The following is a 24937-nucleotide window of genomic DNA, read 5'->3' as shown; positions in this document are numbered from 1 at the left end:
GACCAACGCCACGGCACCCAGCGGCTGCACGACGATCAGGGGCGCGAACGTGATGCTGACCAGCTGCAGGACCACCGCGATGCCGAGCATGAGTGTGCCGAGCACCCAGTAACCGCTCGAGACGAGCCCGACCACGTGCCGGACGCTCAGCCCCTTCGACTGCCGCCCGAGACGCGCCTCGACCCGCTGCACCCCGCGGCTCTGGAACTGCGCCCCGAGCGACAGGAACACCGCACTGATCAGGGCCACCGGGATCATCAGCCCAGCGAGCGCGCTCGCGCTCATCAGAGGCCAGACTCGATCGGCGGATCCGGGAGCGGTCGGTGAAGCACCAAGTCAGCCGCCCCTTCACCAACGCGTTACTTGTGGGCGCTAGCGCTGAAACTCTACCGGTCGTATGCGATACAGAAAGTCAGCTGCCGATGAGTCTGAGGGGCCTGGCGTTGACGGTCAGGCGACCACGCCGTCCACGTAGAACCATCGTCCCTGCTCGCGGACGAAGTCGCTCGTCTCCTCGAGCGTGCCGCGCTCGTCGTCGGAACGCCACCACGCGCGGAACGTGACGGTGCCGTGGGAGTCGAACGGGCCTCCCGAGGTGGTCGCCAGCACGTCCAACCGGGTCCAGCGCTGGGTCGGGTCCAACTCGAGACCCGCCGGGCGGGTGCGCGGGTGCCAGGTGAGCAGCAGGTACTCCGGCAGGCCCAGCGCGAAGGCGCTGAAGCGGGAGCGCATGAGCCGTTCCGCGGTCGGCGCCACGGCCCCGGCGTGCAGGGGGCCGCAGCACTCCCCGTAGGGGTTGCCGCTCAGGCAGGGGCAGCGCGTCGTGTCGGTGACCACCGGCCGAACGCTAGTCGACGATGGACAGCGTGACGGTGATGTTGCCGCGGGTGGCGTTCGAGTACGGGCAGATCTCGTGTGCACGCTCGGCCAGGCGCTGGCGCTGCTCCTGCGGGGCGTTCGGGGCGTAGACGTCGAGCTCGACCGCGAGACCGAAGGCGCCGTTGCCGGTGCCGCCGATGCCGACCTCGGCGGAGACCTCGGCGCCGGTGGTGTCGACCTCGAGCTCCTTGCCGGCGGCGTGCAGGGCACCGAGGAAGCACGCGGCGTACCCGGCGGCGAAGAGCTGCTCGGGGTTCGTGCCCTCGCCGCTGCCGCCCATCTCCTTGGGCGGGCGGGTGTCGAGGTCGAGCCGGTCGTCCTCGCTGCGGACGTGTCCGTCGCGGCCGCCTCCGGTGGCGTGGGCGGCGGCGGTGTAGACGATGTCGAGACTCATGCTCCGAGGTCACCGTGCCCACCTGGACGAACCCTGAGCGGCAGCACCACGTCGCGGGTGCGGTGGCGCCGAGCGGAAGTGTTCGGGCGTGTCCGGGCACCCCGCACCCCCACCGGGTAGACATGACGCGTGTTCAAGACCGGGTGGCAGGTGTTCCGGGGGCGGGCTCCCGCACTCATCGGGCCGCAGTACCGCCGTCGCGTCGTGATCGTCGCCGCCGTCGTCGCGCTGGTCGCGTTCATCGGGTTGCAGTGCCTCGCGCTGCTCGTGGACGACGGTTCGGTCCCCCTCGCGGTGTGGCTGGTCGCATCGGCACTGTTCGCGGCCGGCGTCGGCGGGATCGGTTCGTGCTTCGTCCCCATCGGCCCGAAGGGGTGGGCGGTCGCACCGATCCCCGGCATCGGATGGCGCACGCAGGAGGCCGTCGCCCGGTACTACCGCCGCAACGCACCTCCGGTCGACCCGAAGCACCGTGACGCTGTCCTCGACCGCATGCCCGAGACCCGCGACCTGATCGTCCGTGGAGCGTTCCGTGGCTTCCTGCTGCTCGGCGGCTGGGCCCTGGCACTCGTCGCCACCGTGGTGGTCAACGTCGCCACCGTGCCGGCCGGCGACGGACTCGTCGGGCTGTCCGCCTTCTGGTTCGTCGTGCCCCTGAGCGGCGCCGTCACCGCGATCGGAGGACTGCGCACCCTCGGCCGTCAGGAGCAGCTCCGCGTGGAGGCCGAAGCGCTCCCACCGGTCCCCCCGCCCGTGCCACCTCGCGGCCGTCCCGGCGCGCGGAGCGGCAGCAAGCTCGCCCTGCCGGAGGAGTGACCGTGTTCACGCTCGGGTGGCAGGTCTTCCGTCGGCGCGTCACGGACGTGCTGGGTCCGGCACGCGTCCGTCGCGCGGCCCTGTGGTCCGGGTTCGCGGCGGTCGTCGCGCTGGTCGGCATGGCCGTCCTGGAGGCCCGGGTCGACTGGACGGGGGCCACCCCGGTCCGCAGCGTGGCCGCGATGGTGCTGCTGGCGCTCGGGCTGTCGGAGTACGTCGTCAAACTCGGCCGCTCCGAACGAGCCCGCCTGGCCGCCGATTCCCTCGACCCCGCACCGGAGACGCCCGCACGCCCCATTTCCTGACACCGTGACGCGCACCACTGTCGGCGGCGACGGGCACACTGGGCGCATGTGTGGAAGGTTCGTCGTCTCCGACACCACGGCCGATCTGTTGCCCGAGCTCATGGGCGAGCTCGCCGCCCGGACCGAGCACGTCGACGAGGACACCGGCGAGGTGCACCCCGGCCTCGCCCCGAGCTGGAACGTCGCCCCGACCGACCCCGTGTACGCCGTCCGCCAGCGGCACGGCGAACGCGAGCTGCCGCAGATCAGCTGGGGCTTCGTGCCGAGCTGGGCGAAGGACTTCCAGAAGCAGCGCCCGAAGCCGATCAACGCCCGCATCGAGACGGTCGCGACGAGCGGCATGTTCAAGCGGGCCTTCGCCACGAACCGCTGCATCGTGCCGGCGCAGGGGTACTACGAGTGGGTGGTGCGCGAAGACGGCAAGGAGCCCCACTTCGTGCACGAACCCGGCGGCGCCCTCGCGATGGCCGGCGTCGTCAGTGCCTGGCCCGACCCCACGAAACCCGAGGGCGACCCGGACAAGTGGCGGCTGTCGCTCGCGATCATCACCCGTGACGCCCACGTCGCCCCGGGCGAGGTCCACGACCGCATGCCGGCTTTCCTGACGCCCGACGGCTACGACGACTGGCTCGGCGGCGACCTGCACTCCGACGACCTGCTGGCCCTGCTCGACCACGAGTCGCTGACGGTGGCGGCGGGCCTTGCGCAGTACGAGGTCTCCCGCACGGTGAACAGCGTGCGGAACGACGGACCGCAGCTCATCGCGCCCGTCGCGTAGGCGGTCGCGCCCCGCGCGCGGACAGGAGGCCCGGATCACCGCAGCCGGTCTGCTGCGGTGATCCGGGCCTCCAGTCCGGTGCCGTGTTACGGACGTGCGCTGCGGCGGATGCCCGGCGCGACGCGGACCGCGATCCGTCGTCGGGTCACCAGGAGCACGCCTGCCAGCATGAGCGCGAGTGCCGCGAGCCCGAGACCGACCAGTCCGGTCACGCCCGTGAAGGCGAGCTGGGTGCCGTGGACGATCGCGGCGAGCCCGGTCGGGAACGTGACCGTGACGGTCGCGGTGACCGTCTGACCCGCGCTGTCGGTGACCGTGTAACCGACGAAGGTGGTTCCGGTGAAGCCGTCCTCCGGCGTGAAGACGACCCGGCCGTCGCGGATGGTCCACGTGCCCTGGTCGGCGACCACCACGCGGTCGGTCGGTGTGCCGGACTCGGGGTGGAGCAGGTGCAGCGTGCCCGGCTCGAACGCGGCCCCACCGGTGGCGGAGTCGTTGTCGAGCGGATCCACGACGACCCGGTGTCCGACGATCCCGGTGGCGGAGTCGTCGGTGGCGACCGCCGCGGCGACCACGGTCATGGTCGCGGTGGCGGTGGCCTTCTGCCCCGAGGCGTCCGTCACCGTGTACGTGAAGGCGTCCGTGCCGGTGAAGCCGGCGGCCGGGGTGTAGACGTACGCGCCGTTCCGCTGGATCGAGACGGTGCCGTGGGCGGGCTTCCGGGCCGGGGCGGCGGTGAGGCCGGTGCCCTGGTCGTCGGCGAGCAAGCCGTGGCGGGCGTCACGGGTGACGGGCGTCCCGGACACGGTGTGCCCGGTGTCGTCCGCTGCGGCGATGCCGACCGTGATCGTGACGGTGGCGTCGACCTGCTGCTCCGTCGAGTCCTGGGCACGGTACGTGACGGTGTCGGTGCCCGAGAAGCCCTTCGCCGGGGTGTAGACGAACGTGCCGTCGGCGGCGATGGTGGCCTTGCCGTGACGGGCCTGGCCCACCGCGACGACCGTCAGGGCGTCACCGTGGTCGTTGCCGAGCACGCCGTGGCCGGCGACCCGGACCGTCTTGCCGGCGGTGGTCGTCGCCTTGTCGTCCTTCGCGACCGGGGCGACGTCGATGACGACGCGCGCGAACGCGGCGGTGCCGTCGGCGTCGTTGGCCGAGTAGGTGAACCAGTCACGTCCGGACCAGTTCGACGTGGGCGTGTAGACGTACGAGCCGTCCTTCTCGAGCGACAGCGTGCCGTTGAACGGCTTCGTCTCCATGGCGGCCCAGAGCCCACGACCGGAGTCACCGACCAGCACGCCCTCGTCGGCGGACATGCGCATGCTGCGGTTCGTCGACATGGTGTGCCAGTGGTCGACCGCGGCGACGCCGACGAGGACCGTGACCGTCGCGGTCGATGTCCGTCCGGCGCCGTCGGTCACCGTGTACTCGAACGTGTCCGCGCCGGAGGAACCCTTGGCCGGGGTGTAGACGAGCGAGCCGGGCTCGGTGCCGTCGGTCACGGTGCCGTGCTCGGCGCGGCCGTGCGCGGTGACGGCGAGGCCGGTGCCGCGGTCGTTGCCGGTCAGGGTCGCGCCGCTGATCGGCAACGCGGTGTTCGCCGCGGTGCGCAGGGCGTCGGCGACCGCGGTCGGCGTGACGGTCACGGTGACCGTCGCCGTCGCGGTGCCGCCGGTCGGGTCGGTCACCGTGTAGGTGAACGTGTCCGTGCCGGAGAACCCGTCGGCGGGCGTGTACGTGACCGAGCTGCCACCGGCCGTCGTGCTGCCGGTGATCGTGGCGGTTCCGTGGCCGGGCTTCGAGACCGCGGTGACGGCGAGCTCCGTGCCCGAGTCGTTGCCGGTGACGGCGACGTCGACCGGGGTCGCGGCGCTCGTCGTCGCGGTGTCCGCGGCGGCCTTCGGGGCGACGACGATCGTCACGGTGCCCGTGGTCGTCCCGCCGGAGCCGTCGGTGACCGTGTAGTCGAACCCGTCCGGGCCGGAGTAGCCCGGCTCGGGCTTGTACGTGTACGAACCGTCCTCGTCGACCGTCACGTCGCCGTGCTCGGGCTTCGTGTGGTCGGTGACCGCCAGGTCGGTGCCCTTCGCACCGTCGAGCAGGCCGGTGCCGGCCGGCACGGTGGTGGTGGCGTCGGCCTCGGCCGAGGTCGACCCGCCGCCGGCGACCGGGGTGACGGTGACCGTCACGGTGCCGGTGTTCGTGGCGCCCGACGGGTCCGTCACCGTGTACGTGACGGTGTCCGTGCCGGAGAAGCCGTCCTTCGGCGTGTAGGTGATCGTGCCGTCGCCGTTGCGGGTCGCGGTGCCGTGATCGCCGCCGGAGACGGACACGACGGTCAGGCCGGTGCCGTGGTCGTTGCCCGTCAGGGCGCCGGAGGTGACGGTGGTGCTGCCACCCGCCGCGACGGTGACGGTGTCGGGCTCCGTGCCGGGGCGGACCGTGACCGTCACGGTGCCGGTGGTGGTGCGGCCGGCGGGGTCCGTCGCCGTGTAGGTGAAGGTGTCCGTGCCCGAGAAGCCGTCCTTCGGCGTGTACGTGTACGAGCCGTTCCCCGCGAGCTCGACCGTGCCGCGCGCCGGCTGCTGGTCGACGGCCGCGGTCAGGCCGGTGCCCCGGTCGTTCGCGAGCACGCCGTCGCCCTTCGCGACGGTCAGGGTCGAGCCGGCCGTGGCGGTGGCGGTGTCGGCCGTGGCGCGGGGGCCGACGACGACCGTGACCGTGCCGGTGGTGGAGCGGCCGGCGGTGTCGGTCACCGTGTAGGTGAAGGTGTCCGTGCCCGAGAAGCCGTCGGCCGGGGTGTAGACGACGCGGCCGGTGGCACGGTCGAGGGCGACGGTGCCGCGGGCGGCGTCACCGGTGCCGGCGGCCCCACCTGCGGTCACGTCGGTCACGGTCAGCCCCGTGCCCCGGTCGTTGCCGGTCAGGGCGGCGGCGTCGATCGTCAGCGCCTCGTCGGCCCGGGTCGACACCGTGTCGGCCGTCGCGACGGGTCGCACGGTGATCGTGACGGTCGCGGCACCGGTGGTGACACCGCTGCCGTCGGTCACCGTGTAGGTGAACGAGTCGGTGCCGGACGACCCGGCGGTCGGCGTGTACTCGACCGACCCGTCCGCTGCGAGGACGGCCGTGCCGTGGGACGGACCGGTGACGATCGTGGTCTCGAGGTCCGAACCGCGGTCGTTGGCCTGCACGTCGATCGCCACCGGGGTGCCGGCGTCCGTCGACGCGGTGTCGGCGCCGATCGTCGGGTCGACGGTGATGGTGACGGTCGCGGTGCTCGGCGAGCCGGAGCCGTCGACGGCCGTGTACGTGAACGCATCGGGGCCGGAGTACCCGTCGGTCGGGGTGTACGTATACGCGCCGGTGGCCTTGTCGAGCGTCAGCGCACCGTGCGAGGGGGACGTGTTCGACGCCACGGTGAGCCCGGTGCCGGAGTCGTTGCCGAGCACGCCGGTCGCACTGGTGCCGGCGGTGGCCGTGCCGCCCGCGGCGACCTTGACGGTGTCGTCCTGTGCGGCCGGGGCGACCTGCACGGTGACGGTGACGGTGTCGGTCCCGCCGCTGCCGTCGGTCACGGTGTAGGTGAAGGAGTCGGTGCCGGAGAACCCGGCTGCCGGGGTGTACGAGTACGAGCCGTCCGGACGCACCGTCGCCGAGCCGTGAGCGGGAGTGCTGCTGCCGGTGACCGTCAGGCCGGTGCCCAGGTCGTTCGTGAGCACGTTGCCGGTCGTCGTCGACCCGGCCGTCGCGGTGACGGCATCGGCCGTCGCGGTGGGCAGCACGGTGAGGCGCACGGTCGCGGTGACGGTCGCGCCGGCGCCGTCCTTCGCGGTGTACGTGAAGGAGTCCGGCCCGGAGAAGCCCTTGTCGGCACCGTAGGAGAACGACCCGTCGGGCCCGATCTTCACGAGACCGTGTGACGGCTGGCCGTGGCCGGTGAGGGTCAGGTCCGACCCGCGGTCGTTCGTCAGGACGCCGTCCGCGGCGTTCACCTTGAGCACGGTGCCCGCGTGCACGCTGTACGCGTCGTCCGAGCCCTTCGGTGCGACCGTGACGGTCACGGTGCTGGTCGAGGTCTGCCCCGACGAGTCCTTCGCCGTGTACTGGAACGTGTCCGAGCCGGAGAACCCGCCGGCCGGGGTGTACGTGTACGAACCGTCGGCGGCGACCGTGGCGGTGCCGTGCGCGGGCGTGGTGTTCGAGACGACGGACAGGCCGGTGCCGCTGTCGTTCGCGAGCACGCCCGAGGCGGCCGGCACCTTCAGCGTCGTGCCGGTGGGGGTCGTGGCGGTGTCGCTGCTGGTGGTGACGTGCGTGGCCTTCAGCGTGTTCGTGAAGGTGACCAGGACGTCCGTGCCGTCCGCGGTGGTGGCCGCCGGGAACGTGAAGGTCCCCGTGGTGCCGGTGCCGCTGGCGACGAGGGCGCCGCTGTTGAGGTTCACGGCCTTCCACGAGGTGGTGTAGTTCGACAGGTCTGTGGTGCCGGCCGCGGTCTGCCGTGCGGTGTACGTCTTGTTCGGCGTCGACAGGACCGCGCCGGCCTTCTGCGGCTGGGTGCCGGCGGCCGTGCCGTCGGTGGTCGCCGTGTTGCCGGTCGAGACGCCGCCGCCGGTCACGGCGAGCCCGAACTGGTCGGACGAGCTCCACCGCTGGTCGACGCTCGACTGCGCCGCCACGGTGTTGGCGTAGTTGCAGGACGCGAGGTCGCTCGGCGAGTAGCCGTCCGCGATCGTGAACGTGCTGACCTGCGCGCCGGAGCCCGGGTCGATCTTGTACATGGTCGACCCGACCGAGGCGAACAGGTAGCCGTCGGACGAGAACGCGATGCCGGGGCTGCCGTTCGTGCTGGCGTCGATCGGAAGGGTCGCGACCTTCGACGTGGTCAGCACCGCGGTGCCGGCGGTCGCGGGGACCGTCTCGGTGTCGACACGGCGGATCTCGTTGCCGGTGACGACGAAGAGCAACCCGCGGGTGCTGAACGCCATGTCGCCGTTCTTACCGGTGAGCAGGTTGCCGATGGTGCCGACCTGCCCGATCTTCGCGCCGGTCTTCGTGTCGTACGCCCCGAGGTAGGCAGGGTTCGCACCGCTGGCGTAGTAGTAGACCCCCGTCGCCGGGTTGATCGCACCACGGAGCAGCTGGTGGTCACCGTTCGGGTCGGCAGCGGGCACGTCCGTGATCGGGGCACCGGCGACGGCGTCGTACCCGGTGATCGTGTTGCCGTTGTTGACCGAGGCGTAGGCGGCGACACCGTTGCGGGCGACCGCGAGGGCGTTGTTGCCCGGCGCCATGCTCGTCACGTTCGTGACGGCACCGGTGGTGGCGTCGATGGCGGCGAGCTGGTTCGCGGCGGTGTTGATGCCGTACAGCGTGTTTTGGTCGCACGACAGCGCGCCGGCTGCAGCGGCGGGGTCGGCCACGACGGCCTGGGTCAGACCGACGCCGGCGAGGAGCGCGGCGCCGAGCATGGCGACGGCGCGCAGGCCGGGACGGCGTCTGGGCACAGCGGTGCCCGGGTTCGTACGCTGCATGATCACTTTCGGGTCGAGACGATGCGGGCACCGAGACCGACCGGAGGATCAGGGAGAACGGTCGTTGGCGCCAGGTTGATCCTGGCAGTTCTTCGAGTTCGGATGGGGACAAACCGGGTCCCCAATAGGGGGGACCACTCGTTCAGGGGGTACTCCGCAGACGCGAAGAACCCCCGCCGGCAGGCCGGCGGGGGTTCGAAGATCAGGGGGCGATCAGCAGTGGATCAGGCGGTCGGACGGATGACGTCCGGCAGCAGCACGTGCAGGCGCTCGGCCAGGCGCGCCTTCGCCTCGTCGAGGGAACGGAAGTCCCCGACGTACTCACCGAAGGTGTCGGCGACGAAGAAGTGGCTGCCCTGACGGTCGACGGTGCCGCCGTAGTAGCCGCCGTAGTTCGCGACCCACAGGCCCGTGTCGGCCTGGGCCCACGAGATGCGGACGGGGGCTGCCTGCACGGGAGCCACGACCTGGGCCTCGATCTCGGCGATGACCTCGATCGTCTGGGTGTCCAGGGTCACCTCGGCCTGCTGGCGGTGGGCGACGGTCGTGCTCATGGTCCTGCTCCTTCGTGCTGTGCTGCGTTCTGGGTGGTGCCGGTGGTTCCGAGTGGTGCGGGCGTCGCGATCGACGCCGATGGTGCTGGTGTCCGCTGTCGTCACTCGACCGGCCGGATCACCGGCGGGAGCATGACGTGCAGCTGGTCCTCGAGCTTGGTCTGCGCCTCTTCGAGGGAGGAGAACTCGCCCACGACGAGCCCGAAGGTGTCGGAGGCCACGTAACGGTCGTCGCGCTTGTCGACGCTGCCGCCGAAGTACCCGCCGTAGCCGGCGATCCACTCGCCCTGGTCTTCCTGCACCCAGGTGACCTTGGCGCGCTTGGGACGCGTCGAGAGCGCTGCATCGGCTTCGAGGATCGCGATGGTGTCCACGGTGTCGGTGTCGAGGGTGACCTCGGCCTGCGTCGCGTTGTTCACGGTGATGCTCATGTCGCTCTCCTTCACGATCCGGGGTACATCTGCTGACACCAGAACGCTACGAGAAGTGCGGAGGGGATCGCCAGCGAGGCCCGTGGATTCACGGGTTCCGTCAATGCGACCCTTCGCCTAGCCCCGGATTTCCGGGCAGGTGCGTCACACTTCCGGGGTACAGCGTCAGGATCGGGGTACTCGTTTTCCGGATCGCCGCGAATCGGGGGACGCGACGGCAAGAACGGCCGATCGTTTGAGTCGGCGCAGTGCGCCCGAAGGCATCGGTTCTTGGACTTCTACGAGAGGCACTCACTGGCACAACCGTGTCGTCTCCTAAGACTCCAACAGTGAGCAGCTTCCGACACGGGTTCGCCAGCGCACCGAGAACAACCTGAAGGATGAGAACGATGTTGAGGGCACAGCTCTTGGCCCGGACGCTCAGAGCGCCGTTAGTGGAGGTTCGCCGAGCGCAGGACCTGCTGCTGCTACCGGTGTGGTTTCAGGGCCTGCACCAGCAGGAAGATCACGCTTCAGGACGGCAGGGACACCAGCCCAGAACGTGTCGTCCGGGCAGTCCTCCCGCACTACCGATCCAGCAGCGATCACGCACCCACGACCAATAGTCACGCCCGGAAGGATGGTTACTCGAGCACCGATCCACGATCCGTCACCGATCGACACAGGCAGGTTCTTTGGGACGCCGCTACCCGCTCGCCACTCCGACGGCCCCATTTCATGCGTCGAGGTGAGGATCATCACCCCAGGTCCGATTGCCACTCGGGTGCCAACAGTGATCAGACCCTTACCCTCGAAGGTGGCTTCACGGTTGAGGTACGAACCGGCACCGATCGACACCTTCGTGTTCCAAAAACGGACGCCGCGCTCCACGCCGACTGCTGCCTTCACAACGCCCAATGCCGACAGCAGCTGCCACCTGCGCGACGCGGGGAACGGCAGGGATGCAACGAACGTAGCGAGGCTCTTCACGGTCGACACGATACGTGGATGGCGCTCATTGCACACCCGCCTCGGGACGTTTCGTCGTTCACCGTCGTGGCTACAACTGAAGGACGGTCACACGAATACGCCCGACCGCTCCACACCATCGACATCTCACGGCTGATCCTCCGGCGGATCAGGGTCCACAACACTACGGACATTGGAATGGAGGCGCGACTCGCTAACGTCGGCATGTGACCTCCGACAAGCCCCGCGTCGACGACCGCGCCCCGGCCACCTGGCGCAGCCGTCGGTTCGCCGCGGGGCTGGCGGTCGCCTACGGCGTCACCCTGACGCTCGTCGGATTTTGGGGCTCCCCCGTGGACATTGCGGGAGGTCCGTGGCTCACCCGCGTCCTCGCAGCGGCGCACCGTCACGGCCTGCCGGAGCGCATCGACTACGCCGACGTGGAGTCCCTGGCGAACGTGGTCTACTTCGTGCCGCTCGGCCTGCTCGTGGTGCTACTCGCCGGTGCGCGGTGGTGGTGGGCCGCCATCGCCGGGGGGCTCGTCGTCAGTGCATGCATCGAGACCGGCCAGGCGCTGTTCCTGCCGGCCCGCACCGCGACCATCGACGACGTCGTCGCGAACGGCGTGGGGGCACTCCTGGGTGCCGTAATGGGCGTGCTACTGCTCAGCCGAGCGGCTTGGCGTCGGCACCCCTGACGACGGCCCCCCGGAGCTGCTCCAACACAGGGCACAGTCCCCGGACACGACGAAGCCCCCAGAGCAGATGCTCCGGGGGCTTCGTTCAGTGTGTCGAGACTCAGACGGATTCGCGCTGGCGGCGGACCGACCCGCGGACCAGCAGGAGGCCACCACCGAGGACGACTGCGCCGCCGGCGACCCAGAGGGCCAGGGCGGAGACGGTCGAACCCGTGAAGGCCAGCGTGCCGTCGGTGCCGGTACCGGCGCCCGCGCCAGCGGCGGGGACAACAGCAGCGTCAGCCGGGGCGACGGTGAAGGCCGCGAAGCCGACGACGCCCGAGGTGGCGCCGGTGGCGGTCAGGTTGTAGGTGCCCGAGGCGCCCTGGGGGAACGTGACGTTGACGTCGAGCGAACCGTCCGAAGCGGCCGTGTAGGTCTTCGAGACGGTCGTGGTCGGCAGCGCGCCGAGCGTGACCGCACCGGCACCGGTGACCTGGACGTTGACGGTCTCGTTGTCCTGGAACGCGCCCTCGGTGAAGTTCACCGAAGCGGTGCCACCGGCGACGGCGGTGCCCGAGACGGAGACGTCGGAGTCAGGCGTGTAGCCGGCGGCGTTGGCGACGGCCGGAGTGGCGAGCAGTGCGGCGCCAGCCAGCACCACCGCTGCGATGAGCTTCTTCATGAATGGTTCCCCTAAAGATCTGAAAATCCAGACCCTGACACCCAGAGCCCGCTGTTCGCCGATCGTTGACCCCAGCCACAGAGATGGCGGTTGTTATGGCGAAGTTGTCTCAATCTAGCGGAGTTTCACAGCTTGGTACCAGATCACGTGGATTTTGGTCATTGGTCGACGTGTGTTCATCCGCGTCAGCCCCGGGTCGCACGGCCTTACCATCGGTCAATCGAGGCTCCAGGCGACAGAAACCCCAGGTGAGAGGGGTCCTCATGGGAATTAGAACACGCTGTGCATCAGATCAAGGGCCTTTGGACCCGGACAGGTTGGCCTCCTGCCCCTCGGAGTGGGGGCACGCTCTCGGTTCGCTTTGCGGAGCTTCCGGTGTCAGCCAGCGGCGAGAGGCTGCTCACAGTCGAACGTAAGGGGCTTGGCCTCGGTCTGCCGGACGCCGGGAGTCGAGTTCGCCTGCACCGCTGCCTTCGCGTACTTCGCCTCGCCGAGGAAGGCAACGCGGTAGGTCAGGCTCTCGCCGGGGGCGAGCATGGTCTGCAGCTGGGCCACGGGGTGCCCACCGTCGGTTGCCGTCTGCACGGCCGTCGTCTTGCCGTCCTTCGTGGCACCGAGGAAGATCGCGTCCTCGGGTGCGTACGCGGCGAGCAGGGTCTTGATCTTCCCGGGCTCGACACCGAAGTCGCCGCCACCCGTCACGTACCGCGGCAGGCTCGTCGCGGCATCGGCAGGTGCTGTGTTCTTCAGGGTGATCTCGACGACCGACGTGGGGCGCCCGTCCTTCCGGCACACCGAGCTGCCGACGGAGACGCTCTTGTCGAGGTAGTAGTCCATCTTCGAGCCGGTGCCGTCGTTCAGGTAGACGGCGAACTGGCTCGAGTCGGCGGTCGCCGTCGGCAGCTCGCCGGCAACCGGCGTCCCGCTGATGCGGCGCTGCTCCGCCGTGTCGGCGCTCCAGAGACGCAGGCGGCTCTCGTCAGCGCTCTGGGTCAGCGCAGACACGAAGGCCTTCGTGTCGAACCCGCCCGACGCGACCTTGTCGAACACCGCGCTGGAGGCGGAGGCGAAGAACGCGTCCTGCACGACCGGGTCTGGGTACTTGGCGTACACATCGCTCAGCAGCATCTGGACCGCGTTGTCTGCGGTCAGGGTGTCGCCGGTCGGCAGCTGCACGGGGCCGGTCGCCCTGAGCACGTAGCTCAGCGTCACGGGGTCGATGGCGAGTACGCCGTCGACCTGCTGCGCGAACCGCTGCTTCCACATCTCCCGCGCGAGCTTCGCCGACACGTCGAAGCGCGGCGTGAGCGTGACGTCCTGCATGTACTCGCCGGTGATGTCTCCGTAGAGCCCACGCGTGTCGTCGGTCAGCGGCAGCACCGGCTTGTCGTACGGTCCGAAAGACGACCCGGACGCTTGGCTTCCCAAGTTGATCGCGCCGTCCTTCACCTGCAGGAGCGCCACTGCCCCGGGGATGCCCCCGCCCGCGCGCAACTCGGCGTTGTTCTGGAACAACAGCAGGTAGTTCCGATCCCCGTCGTGACCGAGCATCGCCGGCGCGAGCTGCACGATGCGGTTCGCTGCGACCGCCTGCTCGGACGCTGATGACAGCGCGTTCCGCAACTGTCCCACGGCGGTGGTGACCGGCGACAGTGTTCCGCTGGTGTCGATCCGCGCGGCGTCGCCGCGTGCCTGCTGAAGCGTCTTCGCGGCCTCGGCGACCGCTGGCTGCGCGTCCTCGATCGGCTCGAGGTCGATCTTGCCGTTCTTCGGCGCGAACGAGTCCGACCCGAGGCCTCCGATGACGCCGGCGACCGGACTGACCGCGTCGCTGGCCACGTCATCGACGATCACCGACACGTCCCGCACGGCCCGCAGGTTGGTCCCGAAGAACGGCACGGACTGTGCCGCGCCCCAGACCGGGTCACCGGTCAGTGCCCGAGCCGACGCTGCTTCGTCCTCAAGGTGACGCGCCGTCTTCTGGGCGGCGGCGGTATCACCACCGGTCAGCTGGGACCGGAGCGTGTCCACATCCCCGACGGCCCGCTCCAGGTGCCCCTTCGCGAGCATGCCGCGGACACCGACCCAGGCGACGGCGAGGATCAGCAGCAGGACAAGGGCGAGGACGACCCACAGGACGATCCGGGCCCTGGACCCCCGGCGTGCTGCAGTGCGTCGCGACTCGGGCGCGTCGGACATGAGGCGATCCTACGGTTCCGTGCGTCCGACACCCGTCACTGACGGACAGAATCCGCGTGTTCGCGGTACCAGTCGATGGTGCTGCGGAGCCCGTCCTCGAGGCCGATCTGTGCCGTCCATCCAGCGTCCGCCAGCTTCGACACGTCGAGCAGCTTCTGCGGGGTGCCGTCGGGCTTGGTGGTGTCCCAGACCGTCTCGCCCTCGAACCCGACGATCTTGCCGATCGTCTCCGCGATCTCCTTGATCGTGACGTCCGATCCAGTACCGACGTTGACCTGGTCAGGACCGTCGTAGTGCTCCATGAGGTGGAACACCGCTGCCGCCATGTCGTCGACGTGCAGGAACTCACGGCGGGGCGACCCGGTCCCCCAGTTCTCCACCGTCGGTGCACCGCTACGAGCGGCTTCGTCGTAACGGCGGATGAGCGCCGGTAGCACGTGGGACCCGGTCGGCGAGAAGTTGTCACCCGGGCCGTAGAGATTGGTCGGCATGGCCGAGATCCACGGACGGCCGAACTGCCGACGGACGGCCTGCACCTGGAGGATGCCGGCGATCTTGGCGATGGCGTACGCGTCGTTCGTCGGTTCGAGATGCCCCGTGAGCAGCGCGTCCTCGTGTATCGGCTGCTCGGCCATCTTCGGGTAGATGCAGGACGAGCCGAGGAACACGAGGCGTTCGACGCCGTGCTCCACCGCGGCATCCATCACGTTGACCTGGATCTGCAGGTTCTCGCTCAGGAAGTCGTGCGGATAGGTGTTGTTCGCCATGATCCCGCCGACCTTGGCAGCGGCGAGCACGACGTGCTTCGGCTGCTGGTCCGCGAAGAAGGCGAAGACTGCGCCGCGGTCCTTCAGGTCGAGCTCGGACGAGGTGCGCCCGACCACGTCCGTGAAACCCTCCGACTCGAGCTTGCGCCAGACCGCCGAGCCCACCAGACCACGGTGTCCCGCGACGTAGACGCGATCAGCCCGGTCGATCGGACCGGCGGTGAAGTCGGTCGTGGCCATCAGGAACCCCAGCTCTCGAGTCGGACGGTGTCGATCCACGGACGGCCCTCGTGCTCGAGCGCCGAGATGTCGGCGTCGACCATGATCCTCGCCAGCTCGGCGGTGTCGACGGTCGCCTCCCAACCGAGCTTCTCCTTGGCCTTTGAGGCGTCGCCGACGAGGGCGTCCACCTCGCTCGGTCGCAGGTACCGCTCGTCGAACCGAACGTGGTCCTCCCAGTTCAGCCCGGCGTGCGAGAAGGCGGTGGTGAGGAAGTCCTTGACCGTGAAGTCGCCACCGGTCGCCAGCACGAAGTCGTCCGGCTCGTCGACCTGCAGCATCCGCCACATGCCCTCGACGTACTCGGCGGCGTACCCCCAGTCCCGGACGGAGTCGAGGTTGCCGAGGTACACGTGGTCCTCGAGGCCGGCCTTGATCCGAGCGACCGCACGGGTGATCTTCCGGGTGACGAAGGTCTCACCGCGACGGGGGGACTCGTGGTTGAACAGGATCCCGTTCACCGCGAACATGCCATAGGCCTCGCGGTAGTTTCGAGTCACCCAGTAGCTGTAGACCTTCGCCGCACCGTACGGAGAACGCGGCCAGAACGGCGTCTCTTCGTTCTGCGGCGGCGGGGTGGCACCGAACATCTCGGAGGAGGACGCCTGGTAGAAGCGCGTGTGGATGCCGGATACCCGGACCGCCTCGAGCATGCGCATCGTGCCCACACCCGTGACGTCACCGGTGTGCTCCGGCTCGTCGAACGACACCCGGACGTGCGACTGGGCCGCGAGGTTGTAGACCTCGTCGGGCTTCAGCTCGCTGAGGAGGCTGACGAGCCGCGCACCGTCGCCAAGGTCCCCGTAGTGCAGGAACAACTTCGCCTGCGACTCGTGCGGGTCGACGTACAAGTGGTCGATCCGCGAGGTGTTGAACGTCGAAGCTCGTCGGATGATCCCGTGGACCTCGTACCCCTTGCGGAGGAGCAGCTCAGCGAGGTAGGACCCGTCCTGTCCGGTTATCCCGGTGATGAGTGCGCGCTTGGTCAATTGATCCCTGTCTTTTCGTCCGAGCTCGACGCGCGGAACCGTTCGGGCAGAAGTTCATGAAGAATACTTTGGAATCGGTCCAGTGCTGCGCCGGCCGTGAGGTGCTCTGCTCGGTACGCCCGAGCCGCTCGCCCGTAGCGCTGACGCGCTGGCTCATCCGCGGCCAGTGCCAGGACAGCGTCAACAAGCGCCGATGGCTCGCCTGCGGAGACCACAGGCCCGGCCTCAGCACTCAGGACCTCTGAGCGCGTGACGCTCCCCAGGTCTGTGGCCGCAAGCACCGGAACTCCGGTAGCGAAGTAGCTGGTCAACTTGCTGGGAACAGCCATTCCAGACACACCTGGCGCCTCGTTGACGAGGAGAACATCGGCAGCGTTCAGCGCCGCTGCGAACTCCCCATCGGGCAACGGAGCAAGAAACTGCAAGTTCCGGACATCGAAAGCAAGCTTTTCCAACTGCGCACGCTGATTGCCGTCGCCGAGGAGGACGAAACGAATCCGCAAGCCCCGCTTCCCAGCCAAACGCGCCGCTTCGACGACGTTCCCGAGCCCCTGCTTCACACCCATGTTGCCTGCGTGGAGGACAACCGTCTCGTCTGATGCCCAGCCGAGAGCTTCACGAGCACTGTTCCGGTCGGCGACCGCAGGAGGTTCGAAGTGAGTCCAGTTGCGCATCACGACCACGCGTGACTCGGGCACCCCGAGCTCCTCGATCACCGTTCGCTTGAACCGGTCATGGATGACGACGACCGTCGAGGATCGTCTGAGCACCCAGCGCTCGACAGCTGCCACGACTCGCACGCCGAGCCCAGAAGCGGTGCGGGTTTCGCGGAGGCCGAGCGAGTAGAGATCCTGCACCCAGGTCACGACGGGCATTCTTCGCCGGAGGACGCGAGCCCTCACGAGTGCGATCGCCGAGCTGAACAGGGCCGGCGAGACCAGGACGAGGACATCGTGTCTCGCCCAGCGCTGCGTCGCGGCACGCACTCCGAAGCTCACCTCGGATGCAAGACGGCTCAGCCCGCCTGACCGAGCGGGCAGTTTGTGGCGTACTCGGCGGACAGCACACCCCCCGACGGACGACGTGTCCGACCAAGGAGGAGGGGTGGCGCCGAACGACCACGCGGGGTAGTGCGGAAACGTCGTGATGACACTGACGTCGACGCCAGACGCCGACAAGGCACTCGCCAGTCCTCCGGTGTACGGAGCGATCCCGGCAGGCTCAGGCGGGAAGTTCAAACCCACTACGAGAACTGACCCCTGCCGCATGGGGCGACCATAACAGTTGCAAGGGCTTACAAGACGTGGACCTGAGAGACGGCCGTCCGTGTTCCGCGTTGTGGCAACTGCCCGGAGGAACCCACACCCGGTAGCATCGGCGCGACGCGTACTCGGGCGCGCAGAGAGGCGGGCAATGGTATCGGACGCGAGAGTGCCCGTCATTGCACTCAAGTCGGCTCCCGGTGAACGAAGTTCATGGGACCGGAGCAAGCTCACGGTCTACCTGTGGGCTGTCGCGGAGCTGCTCTTCGTCACCAATCCCTGGCAGATCAGCTCGTCCATCCGGGCCCGGGTCCTGCGGCTGTTCGGAGCAGAAATCGGGACCGGTGTCATCATGCGCCCTCGGATGCGGGTCCGTTTTCCGTGGAAGCTCCACATCGAAAACGACTGCTGGATCGGTGAAGGCGTCTGGTTCCACAACCAGGATGACATCCGGATCGGGAACGACGTCGTGATCTCTCAGGAGACCTTCCTCACTACGGGTAGTCACGCACATCGGGTTGACATGGCGCTGATCACCCGCCCGATCGAGATTGGTGCCGGCACCTGGATCACCGCGCGCTGCATGGTCCTCGGCGGCACCAAGTTGGGTGAATCATGCCTTGCGAAGCCAATGTCGGTCGTCTCCGGAACGCATCCGGCGAACAGCGTTCTCGAAGGAAACCCTGCCCGCGTGACAGGCGTGCGGTTCTCAAACCTGTGAGTGCTCCGGTGCCGGCCAGAACGGCATTCGAGGAAACTGGCTCAACCGAACGAAGGGGAACGAGCGCTTGGCGACTCGACTGAAGGACGCGTCTGTCCTCTGGGCGCAGGGGGGCCTCGGCAATCAACTCTTTCAGTTGAACGCCGGGTTGACGTTGTCCGATACGCCCGCGAACCTGCTGGTCTCGACGAGCAGCTACGGCCGCGACCGACTTCGACAGTTCGAGCTCGTAGCGTTGCTCTCGGCGTCGGCAATGACCACTCCCACCGAGGACTTCCGACTCGGACAGCCGTACAACTGGCGCGGCCGACAGCGATCGAAATCCCGCGACCGTTCGATGGTGAACATCTTCAGTGACTCTGAGACGCACCCGTCCGCCTTCCGACGAGGAACCTTCAACATTGGGTTCTTTCAGGACGAAGCATCACTGGCGCTACCCACGAACGCGACCACAGCTCTGGTCGCTGAGTACCGGCGGAAGACGTCCATCGCAATGTCCGCAGAAGGCCGCCCAGTTCTGCACGTTCGGCGTGGGGATTACACGTCTTCTCCGGCGGCCCAACGCACCTTCGGCATGCTGTCCCGCCTCTACTACGAAGCCGCATGCAGCAGGCTCGGCATACGCATCGACGAGTGCGTCATCTACACCGACGACCCAGCGGCAGTGCAGCGTGAGTTCGACGTCCCTCGCAGCGAGATCGTCGGACCCGAGGACATCGAGTCGCCGCTCGACACGCTCGTGGCTATGTCGCGGGCGAGCGCCTTGGTCATTCCGAACAGCACCTTCTCCTGGTGGGCCGCGGAGCTGGCGTCCGGCGTACCCGTCGCCGCTCCGAGCACCTGGTTCTTCGACCGTCCGGGGAACCTGAGACGCGCTGGTTGGGTTGCTGTGCCGAACGCATGAGTCGATTCGGCAAGTCGCTGTCGTTGGGGTGGCTCCCCGCGAGCCAAGCGCTCTCGTTGATCGCGTCGTTGGCAGCCTTCGCAGTTCTTTCGCGCGAACTCGGTCCGGCCAGCTACGCGCAATTCGCCGTGTTCGTGTTCGTGTACACCATGGCGGCCTTGGCCACGGATTTCTCGGCGATGGGCTTCCTGCTCGTTCATGGTGTTTCGTGGTCGCTTCGACGATCAGCCTGGTCAAGTTCGCTTGTCAGCGCCGCAGCCGGTGGTGTCGTGCTGTCCGGAGCGCTGTTCCTCTTGTCCTTCATGGACCTGCCGGCCGGTCCTCCCCGCGCCCTGGACGTCTTCATCCTCGTGTCAGGCCTCGTCGCACAGTCACTGATCCAGCCGATTCGAGGGCAGCTGATGGTCTTCCGCAGGTACCCGACGATCGCCGTGACCGATGTGGGAGCCACCCTCGTCGGGTTCGGCTCCGCGATCTTCCTCGCCACCCAGATGCACTCGGTCACGGTCCTCTGCGTGCAACTCGCGCTGACCTCGGTGGCTCGGCTGGTGTTGACGCTCGCACTCTCGCTTCTCGTCGGACGAAAGGGTTCAAGGGACGCCGACGAACCCGCCGTTGCCGGAACCGTCATCGAAGCCCCTAACCCGTTCCGCTACGGACTCAAGGTCCTCCCGCTGAACGTCGCTTCCTACGCAAGCCGCGCGATCGATTCAGGCACGTTGCCGCTGATCCTCCCCGTCGGAGCGGCGGCGGCGTACGCCCGTTCGTACCAGTTGATCGTCACCCCCGTGACCCAGGTCCAGCTTTCCCTCGGGGGAGCGATCGTCGAGCGGATGGCTCGCCGAGCCGCGCAACCCGGCGACGACGGCACGTTCGACAAGCGCGTCTGGAAAGCGCTCCACCTCGTGACCTTCGTAGCAGCGATCGTGTTGTCGTTGGGTGCACCGGTGCTCGAAGCGATCTTCTTCGGTCCGGGGTGGGTGCACGTTGCGCTCATGATCTCTTCGATGGCACTACTCCTGCCCTCGCTCACACTGAGTTCCTTCATGTCGTGGAAACTGCAGATCAAGGCAGAGCTACGGCACTCGCTCCTGAACCTCGGGGTACTCCTCCTCGTCCCGATGCTCGCCATCGTCCTCGGGCTGCTCTACAGCACGAACGGCGCGCTGATCGGGTTAGCCCTGGGCGCTCTCATCCAAGGACTCGCCCTGGCTACACTCCACCGGTCGCTGCTTCCTGTCGCGCTCAAGTACGCCATCATGCAGATCGTCGTGGAATGGGCTGTTCTGGCTGCCCTACTGGTCGTCCGATTCCTGTGATGGAACGCCGCCGGATGCGCGAAGAGGAAGACTCCATCGCGACCGCAGCAGGCGCCGCAAATGCGTACGATCTCGGCTGCTCTCCACCTGCTCAACGCTCCGCTGGAGCTCTGATCGAAGCTCTTGAGTGCTCGTGTTGCGCGCGTCGATGCCGAGGACAGCAGCAGCGAGAGCGTTGTACGACTCGATGAGTGCCTCGTTTTCCCGCACCTGCTGCTCGTAGCCCGGTTGGGACGTCGCTTGGTTCGGGTGGTGTCGATATGCGACAGTCGGGAACGACGTCAGCGAAATACGCGCACCAGAGGCAGCCAAGCGCATCCACAGTTCGTAGTCCTCCGCGTGCCCCGGCCGATAGGTCCCGACCCCTCCCAGAGACACGCGTCGAGCAATCATCGTCGACTGCGGAACGGGGTTCAGCACGAGCAGCGCGACGGGCATGGCACCTGGTGACAATGGGGCCGGTCTTGGTATGTGGACACGCGCCCCTTGCGCGAAGCGGGCAATCGGAGCGAAAAGGAGGTCGGACTTCGACATGGAACGTCGGTAGCCGACGAAGCGGTGGGGCAGGCAGATGTCGTCCGCGTCCATGGCCGCGACGAACTCGCTGTCTGATCGAGCGATGAGCTGGTTGCGTGCTTCGCCAGCACCGACGTTCAACGGACCTTCGATGAGCGAGACCCGACTCGTTCGATCGGCGAAGCGCTGTACGAGCCGCCGCGTTCCATCGGTGCTTGCGTCGTCGTAGACCAGGATCTCTGCGTCCGTGGGCATCGCCACGAGCGTCGACCGAAGGGCCGCAGAGATCGTGCTCTCCGCGTTCCAGGCAGGCATGATCACTGTCAATCTAGGCATCGCGACGTCCGGTCGGCTTCGCAGGCGCACCGATGACCGTCGTCCCAGGCGCGACATCATCGATGACGACAGCCATCGCCGCGAGCGTGGCACCGGAGCCGACCCGGATCGGTCCGAACACTTGCGCGTAGGCGCCGAAGGTCACGTTGTCCTCGATGATCGGTACTCCACCACCTTCGCGACGTTCTCCGATCGTCACGCCGTGCCGGAGCACGCAGTCAGCCCCGATCTGCGCTTGTGGGTGGATGATGATCCCGCCGAAGTGGTGGATCATCAATCTCGGCCCGATCTCCACGGTTCGCGGGATGTCGATGCCGGTCACGAGTCGGACTGCGTTGTACAAAGGGAAGTACAGGGCGTGCAAGATCCTTCCTCGAATTCCCCTCACGTGCAGCGTGTACCGGCCGAACCGGTAGACGCGGAGTGCCCAGTAACCGGGCTGGAGAAGCCACGGATGCCCCCCGAAAAGAGCAGCCTCTTCCCGCCTTGCGCTGGCGCTGCCGTAGAACGACATCATTGTCCTCTCGAGAGCATGGACCGATACCTGCGTGCGGCACGGTGACGAAGGCCGCTCAGGAACGACACGGCCGGATGCACGGCGAGAGTGTCCCGCTGGACCCGACGTGCTTCGGCGCCGATGAGTTTCCCGTGCTGGGTCGACGTACCGTCGAGGTGGAATCGCGCGACCGCGACATGCTCGACGACGAACGGAACACCCGAGGCGTAGAGCCTGGCCGTGAAGTCGTAATCTGCAGCGACCCGAAAGCTCTCGTCGTAGCGAACACTGACTTGTGCGCGAGGATAGAAGATCGCTTGATGCGAAGTCGGTAACGCGTGCCAGAGCGAGCGGGGCGATCGCGTGGCGCGGGTGTGTTCGCGCTCGCCGGAGGCGAGGACGAAGTCCGCGAGGACCACCGAGCCCGCGTGTGCCCCGAGGATGACGGACAGCTGCGACCAGCGAACAAGGCACTCGTCACCGCCGTTCAAGAACCATAGGTGGTCGCCGTTCGCGACGGCCATGCCCTTGTTCATCGCGTCGTAGATGCCAGTGTCCGGCTCTGAGATGAGGCGTACTGAGTCGCCGAGGTCTTCGGCCCGTTGCGCTGTTCCCGCCGACATCCCGCCATCGACGATGATGAGCTCACAAGCTCGGCCCGACTCCTTGAGCAGGCCCTCGAGCGAAGCCGCGGTCCGCTTCAATCCCTCGTCGTCCTTGTACGTAACGGTGATTATCGACAGCTTCGGAGGCAAGTGCAGAACCGCTCTCTCCTGGGATCAAGGATCGGCTTTGTTGCCGGGTGGCGAAGATCACCCACAGGGTGAAGACGTACTCCGGCAACATGATGCCACCAGAGAACAACAGGCTTCCGACGACCCAGACCGGGATGGTGGCCTGCTCGATCGATCCCGTGTGGAGCCCACGGCCGAGGGCGACGAGCGCCCAGAGTGCCAGCGCAATGGACGCGGTCAAGCCGAGCCAGCCGAAGTAGAACACGATCACGTAGAAGCCGTTGTCGAGCGAGTCGCCAGCAGCCGCTCCGTTGAGGATGCCGTAGTCCGCCACGGTGTTTCGCAGCGATCCGTACGGGTGTCCGAGCGGGAAGTGCACGAGCGTGTCACCGAGGATCCGGAGTGGCCCGATCAAGCGGTAGTAGGCGCTCGATCCCGCGGTGAAGGTCGAATCCAATCTGCCGGCTAGGTACGGCAGCGCGATCACTGTCAAAGCCACCAGAACGCCCAGAGCGACGAGCTTGAGCCGACTCTTCCCGACGAAGATGACAACCAGGGCTACGACACCGAAGAGGATCAGCCCTGTCGCGGACCTGACGGCGAGGAGCCCTGCGCCGGCGAGCACCCAAACTGGCAGCTTCCGATACCCCTGAGCAAGGAGCGCGACGGCGAGGGATCCGATCACGAACGCGGCGTATGACGGCTCGAGATAGAAGCCCGCTGCCCGCGGAATTGGGTTGAACTCGAGGTGGGGGTCGTACTGGTAGAGGTACTGGTGCTCTCCGAAGGGGTTGAACCACTGAACGGAACCTCGTGCGCCCGTTGCGACTTGCAGAAGGCAGAGTCCGACGACGACGATCAGCGCGATGAAGGCACCTCGCAGCATGGCTGGTACCGCTTCAGCTCGGACTGTGCCGCGCTTGCATTGGGAAAGGATGACCGCCGCAAACACGAAGAGGGCCAACGTCTGGAAGAAGGAAAGCGAACCTTCACGGGTGGACGGAGCTGCTATCTGAACCAACGCGTTCGGCACGACCGCGATCCCGAGCGCGACGATGGCGTTGCTGATCGGCACCCTCGTACTGACGGCGATCACGAGCGTTATCCCGAGGAAGAGACCCAGCGTTATCGGGTAGTCGCCAACCTGGGCCACCTGGAAGTGCTCGAAGATCACGAAGGCTGCGGTCAACAGGCTCACGAACGCCCGGTACCCGTTGTTCATGCGCCGAGCACGCTTTGGTAGAGACCGAGATAGTCGTCGATCATCCGGTCAGGTGAGAAGCGTGTGACCTCTGTGGGTGCGATGGCGCCGAGCGGGACAGCCGACCCGATTGCCTCCGCCCACCGGGCTCGTTCACCCACGATCCTCACGTTCTGCGACCAGCCGAACTCGCGCGCGGCCCTGGAATCAGCTGCGACGACGGACATGCCAGCCGTCAGCGCTTCGACGATCGTCAGCGGGTAGTAGTCGACGGCCGACGAGAACACGAGATGCGAGTGTTCACGCATCAAGCGGTACATCTCCGAACGTTCCGTGATCGCTCCAAGCATCAGTGCGTTCGCGATCGGCGACGGCGCGTTATCTCCCACGATCGTCAGCCGGCCCGGGGCGATGCGAGCAATCTCCTCCAGGAGGCCCCAATCGACCTTGGCGCGGTCACGGAGGTCTCGGCACATGAACAGGAATCGCGCTTGGCCATCGACCTGCTCCCCGGGGCTCTGCTCCTGCGCCAGCGACCAGAACTGCGGATCCACAGAGTTCGTGATCGTGCTCACGTCGGAGAACCCGCCCGCCTCCATTTCATCCGCAAGCCAGGATGCGCAGGCCACGATCTTCAGCGGGACGGTGGCACGAACCTCATCTATGGCCTCACGGCGTGCAACGAACATTGACGCCGCACGATCGATCTTGGCTGGCGGGTAGGCCGACAGGAACGGGCATGGGTCACAGCCGCCTTCCCAGCCCGTGCAAGTCCCGGGTTGCGCACACCGGCCGGTCATGGCCCATTGATCGTGCATCGTCCACACGATGGGTTTCCCCTCGTTCGCAATCAGCGCGAGCAGGTCCAAGGGCGGCATCATGTAGCTGTGGATGGCGTGAAGATGCACCACGTCGCTCTTGCGTACTTCGCGCAGCAAAGATGCTCGCTGCGAGCGAGGCGGATTGATCACCTCGGTCCCGACGAGCTGGTGGGCGGCGAGGTTCAGCGCGGCCCGCGGCGCCGAGGCGAGTCGAATGGCTTCGTACTCAGCTTCGAGAGGCGAAGAGCCTCCGCCCTTCGCGTACCCGTAGGCGAATCTGGCGCCGATTCCCCTCGCGCGCAGCCCGTCGTGGAGGGTGCGTGCCACCCCTGCCGCACCGCCCTCGCTGAGGCGGACGTTGATCTGGAGCACCTCGGTCACGTCGACGGGCC

The 24937-nt window shown here is 67.7% G+C and carries 23 protein-coding genes and 1 pseudogene; 7 read left to right on the top strand and 17 right to left on the bottom strand.

Annotated features, from left to right (window positions below; translation table 11 throughout):
• From DEJ35_RS03835 to DEJ35_RS03825, 3 genes and pseudogenes are all read right to left on the bottom strand, one after another.
• Positions 1-285 (bottom strand): annotated as a pseudogene (locus DEJ35_RS03835) (multidrug DMT transporter permease); the annotation flags it as partial.
• Between the two features lie 165 nt (positions 286-450).
• Entirely contained in the window at positions 451-837 is a 387-nt protein-coding gene (locus DEJ35_RS03830) for a YchJ family protein (RefSeq protein WP_027465017.1), read from the bottom strand.
• Between the two features lie 10 nt (positions 838-847).
• Positions 848-1273, bottom strand: a complete 426-nt coding sequence (locus DEJ35_RS03825; protein ID WP_027465016.1) for an organic hydroperoxide resistance protein — start codon at positions 1271-1273, stop codon at positions 848-850.
• 129 nt (positions 1274-1402) lie between these two features.
• On the opposite strand from DEJ35_RS03825, the gene DEJ35_RS03820 reads away from it, so the two are divergent.
• Genes DEJ35_RS03820 through DEJ35_RS03810 form a run of 3 tightly spaced genes read left to right on the top strand, consistent with a single transcriptional unit; the run spans position 1403 to position 3172 of the window.
• Positions 1403-2089, top strand: a complete 687-nt coding sequence (locus DEJ35_RS03820; protein WP_111192084.1) for a hypothetical protein — start codon at positions 1403-1405, stop codon at positions 2087-2089.
• Positions 2090-2091: 2 nt separating this feature from the next.
• Positions 2092-2394, top strand: a complete 303-nt coding sequence (locus tag DEJ35_RS03815) for a hypothetical protein (protein WP_146244741.1) — start codon at positions 2092-2094, stop codon at positions 2392-2394.
• Between the two features lie 46 nt (positions 2395-2440).
• On the top strand, positions 2441-3172 hold the full coding sequence (locus DEJ35_RS03810; RefSeq protein ID WP_111192082.1) for an SOS response-associated peptidase: 732 nt from the start codon (positions 2441-2443) through the stop codon (positions 3170-3172).
• 86 nt (positions 3173-3258) lie between these two features.
• Here the strand turns inward: DEJ35_RS03810 and DEJ35_RS03805 are convergent, their stop codons facing one another.
• The 4 genes from DEJ35_RS03805 to DEJ35_RS03790 form a co-directional block, all read right to left on the bottom strand.
• Positions 3259-8706 carry an Ig-like domain-containing protein gene (locus DEJ35_RS03805; protein WP_146244740.1) on the bottom strand — a complete coding sequence of 1816 codons (5448 nt, stop codon included), beginning with the start codon at positions 8704-8706 and terminating at the stop codon, positions 3259-3261.
• 224 nt (positions 8707-8930) lie between these two features.
• Positions 8931-9260: a hypothetical protein gene (locus tag DEJ35_RS03800; protein ID WP_027465012.1), complete on the bottom strand. Its 330-nt coding sequence runs from the start codon at positions 9258-9260 to the stop codon at positions 8931-8933.
• A gap of 101 nt (positions 9261-9361) precedes the next feature.
• Entirely contained in the window at positions 9362-9691 is a 330-nt protein-coding gene (locus DEJ35_RS03795; RefSeq protein WP_027465011.1) for a hypothetical protein, read from the bottom strand.
• Between the two features lie 420 nt (positions 9692-10111).
• Positions 10112-10660: a DapH/DapD/GlmU-related protein gene (locus DEJ35_RS03790; RefSeq protein ID WP_111123701.1), complete on the bottom strand. Its 549-nt coding sequence runs from the start codon at positions 10658-10660 to the stop codon at positions 10112-10114.
• A gap of 206 nt (positions 10661-10866) precedes the next feature.
• Here DEJ35_RS03790 and DEJ35_RS03785 point away from each other — a divergent pair, with 206 nt between their 5' ends.
• Complete coding sequence (locus DEJ35_RS03785; protein ID WP_111123702.1) at positions 10867-11337, top strand: VanZ family protein; 471 nt, start codon at positions 10867-10869, stop codon at positions 11335-11337.
• Positions 11338-11437: 100 nt separating this feature from the next.
• On the opposite strand, the gene DEJ35_RS03780 is transcribed toward DEJ35_RS03785, so the two are convergent.
• From DEJ35_RS03780 to DEJ35_RS03760, 5 genes are all read right to left on the bottom strand, one after another.
• Positions 11438-12001 (bottom strand): hypothetical protein, encoded by a 564-nt coding sequence (locus tag DEJ35_RS03780; RefSeq protein ID WP_110858813.1) that lies wholly within the window; start codon positions 11999-12001, stop codon positions 11438-11440.
• Positions 12002-12379: 378 nt separating this feature from the next.
• Complete coding sequence (locus tag DEJ35_RS03775; protein ID WP_111123703.1) at positions 12380-14200, bottom strand: DUF4012 domain-containing protein; 1821 nt, start codon at positions 14198-14200, stop codon at positions 12380-12382.
• 35 nt (positions 14201-14235) lie between these two features.
• Positions 14236-15207, bottom strand: coding sequence for a GDP-L-fucose synthase (locus DEJ35_RS03770; RefSeq protein WP_111123704.1), 972 nt, complete (start codon positions 15205-15207; stop codon positions 14236-14238).
• Positions 15207-16235 (bottom strand): GDP-mannose 4,6-dehydratase, encoded by a 1029-nt coding sequence (gene gmd, locus DEJ35_RS03765; RefSeq protein WP_111123705.1) that lies wholly within the window; start codon positions 16233-16235, stop codon positions 15207-15209. The genes DEJ35_RS03770 and gmd overlap by 1 nt, the downstream gene beginning before the upstream one ends.
• Complete coding sequence (locus DEJ35_RS03760; RefSeq protein WP_111123706.1) at positions 16232-17503, bottom strand: glycosyltransferase family 4 protein; 1272 nt, start codon at positions 17501-17503, stop codon at positions 16232-16234. Before DEJ35_RS03760 ends, gmd begins: the two co-directional genes overlap by 4 nt.
• A gap of 163 nt (positions 17504-17666) precedes the next feature.
• On the opposite strand from DEJ35_RS03760, the gene DEJ35_RS03755 reads away from it, so the two are divergent.
• From DEJ35_RS03755 to DEJ35_RS03745, 3 genes are all read left to right on the top strand, one after another.
• Complete coding sequence (locus DEJ35_RS03755; protein WP_309147145.1) at positions 17667-18218, top strand: acetyltransferase; 552 nt, start codon at positions 17667-17669, stop codon at positions 18216-18218.
• Between the two features lie 67 nt (positions 18219-18285).
• Complete coding sequence (locus DEJ35_RS03750; protein ID WP_111123708.1) at positions 18286-19122, top strand: alpha-1,2-fucosyltransferase; 837 nt, start codon at positions 18286-18288, stop codon at positions 19120-19122.
• Positions 19119-20441, top strand: a complete 1323-nt coding sequence (locus DEJ35_RS03745) for an oligosaccharide flippase family protein (RefSeq protein ID WP_111123709.1) — start codon at positions 19119-19121, stop codon at positions 20439-20441. The genes DEJ35_RS03750 and DEJ35_RS03745 overlap by 4 nt, the downstream gene beginning before the upstream one ends.
• Here the strand turns inward: DEJ35_RS03745 and DEJ35_RS03740 are convergent.
• The 5 genes from DEJ35_RS03740 to DEJ35_RS03720 all read right to left on the bottom strand — a co-directional run bounded on the left by DEJ35_RS03740 (position 20418) and on the right by DEJ35_RS03720 (position 24926).
• Positions 20418-21272: a glycosyltransferase family 2 protein gene (locus DEJ35_RS03740; RefSeq protein WP_181435497.1), complete on the bottom strand. Its 855-nt coding sequence runs from the start codon at positions 21270-21272 to the stop codon at positions 20418-20420. The two genes, DEJ35_RS03745 and DEJ35_RS03740, sit on opposite strands and share 24 nt — an antisense overlap.
• A 13-nt stretch (positions 21273-21285) precedes the next feature.
• The gene (locus tag DEJ35_RS17430; RefSeq protein WP_220036870.1) at positions 21286-21615 is read right to left on the bottom strand and encodes a serine O-acetyltransferase; all 330 of its coding nucleotides are present in this window, start codon (positions 21613-21615) and stop codon (positions 21286-21288) included.
• Positions 21616-21806: 191 nt separating this feature from the next.
• Positions 21807-22493: a glycosyltransferase gene (locus DEJ35_RS03730; RefSeq protein ID WP_181435496.1), complete on the bottom strand. Its 687-nt coding sequence runs from the start codon at positions 22491-22493 to the stop codon at positions 21807-21809.
• On the bottom strand, positions 22435-23745 hold the full coding sequence (locus DEJ35_RS16940) for a putative colanic acid polymerase WcaD (RefSeq protein ID WP_146244739.1): 1311 nt from the start codon (positions 23743-23745) through the stop codon (positions 22435-22437). Before DEJ35_RS16940 ends, DEJ35_RS03730 begins: the two co-directional genes overlap by 59 nt.
• The gene (locus tag DEJ35_RS03720) at positions 23742-24926 is read right to left on the bottom strand and encodes a glycosyltransferase (protein WP_258376353.1); all 1185 of its coding nucleotides are present in this window, start codon (positions 24924-24926) and stop codon (positions 23742-23744) included. The genes DEJ35_RS16940 and DEJ35_RS03720 overlap by 4 nt, the downstream gene beginning before the upstream one ends.
• Positions 24927-24937 lie beyond the last annotated feature (11 nt).

Origin of the sequence: Curtobacterium sp. MCPF17_051 (assembly GCF_003234595.1) — a bacterium.
Taxonomy (GTDB): Bacteria; Actinomycetota; Actinomycetes; order Actinomycetales; family Microbacteriaceae; genus Curtobacterium; species Curtobacterium flaccumfaciens.
The sequence above is the reverse complement of the archived record's forward strand: the minus strand, read 5'-3'. Positions and strand labels throughout refer to the sequence as shown.

Excerpts from the sequence above, each read along its gene's own strand:
- DEJ35_RS03805 (WP_146244740.1), bottom strand. The coding sequence starts at position 8,706 with ATGCAGCGTACGAACCCGGGCACCGCTGTGCCCAGACGCCGTCCCGGC.
- DEJ35_RS03810 (WP_111192082.1), top strand. The coding sequence starts at position 2,441 with ATGTGTGGAAGGTTCGTCGTCTCCGACACCACGGCCGATCTGTTGCCC.
- DEJ35_RS03825 (WP_027465016.1), bottom strand. The coding sequence starts at position 1,273 with ATGAGTCTCGACATCGTCTACACCGCCGCCGCCCACGCCACCGGAGGC.
- DEJ35_RS16940 (WP_146244739.1), bottom strand. The coding sequence starts at position 23,745 with ATGAACAACGGGTACCGGGCGTTCGTGAGCCTGTTGACCGCAGCCTTC.
- DEJ35_RS03795 (WP_027465011.1), bottom strand. The coding sequence starts at position 9,691 with ATGAGCATCACCGTGAACAACGCGACGCAGGCCGAGGTCACCCTCGAC.
- DEJ35_RS03745 (WP_111123709.1), top strand. The coding sequence starts at position 19,119 with ATGAGTCGATTCGGCAAGTCGCTGTCGTTGGGGTGGCTCCCCGCGAGC.
- DEJ35_RS03775 (WP_111123703.1), bottom strand. The coding sequence starts at position 14,200 with ATGTCCGACGCGCCCGAGTCGCGACGCACTGCAGCACGCCGGGGGTCC.
- DEJ35_RS03740 (WP_181435497.1), bottom strand. The coding sequence starts at position 21,272 with ATGCCTGCCTGGAACGCGGAGAGCACGATCTCTGCGGCCCTTCGGTCG.
- DEJ35_RS03780 (WP_110858813.1), bottom strand. The coding sequence starts at position 12,001 with ATGAAGAAGCTCATCGCAGCGGTGGTGCTGGCTGGCGCCGCACTGCTC.
- DEJ35_RS03760 (WP_111123706.1), bottom strand. The coding sequence starts at position 17,503 with ATGCGGCAGGGGTCAGTTCTCGTAGTGGGTTTGAACTTCCCGCCTGAG.
- DEJ35_RS03770 (WP_111123704.1), bottom strand. The coding sequence starts at position 15,207 with ATGGCCACGACCGACTTCACCGCCGGTCCGATCGACCGGGCTGATCGC.
- DEJ35_RS03800 (WP_027465012.1), bottom strand. The coding sequence starts at position 9,260 with ATGAGCACGACCGTCGCCCACCGCCAGCAGGCCGAGGTGACCCTGGAC.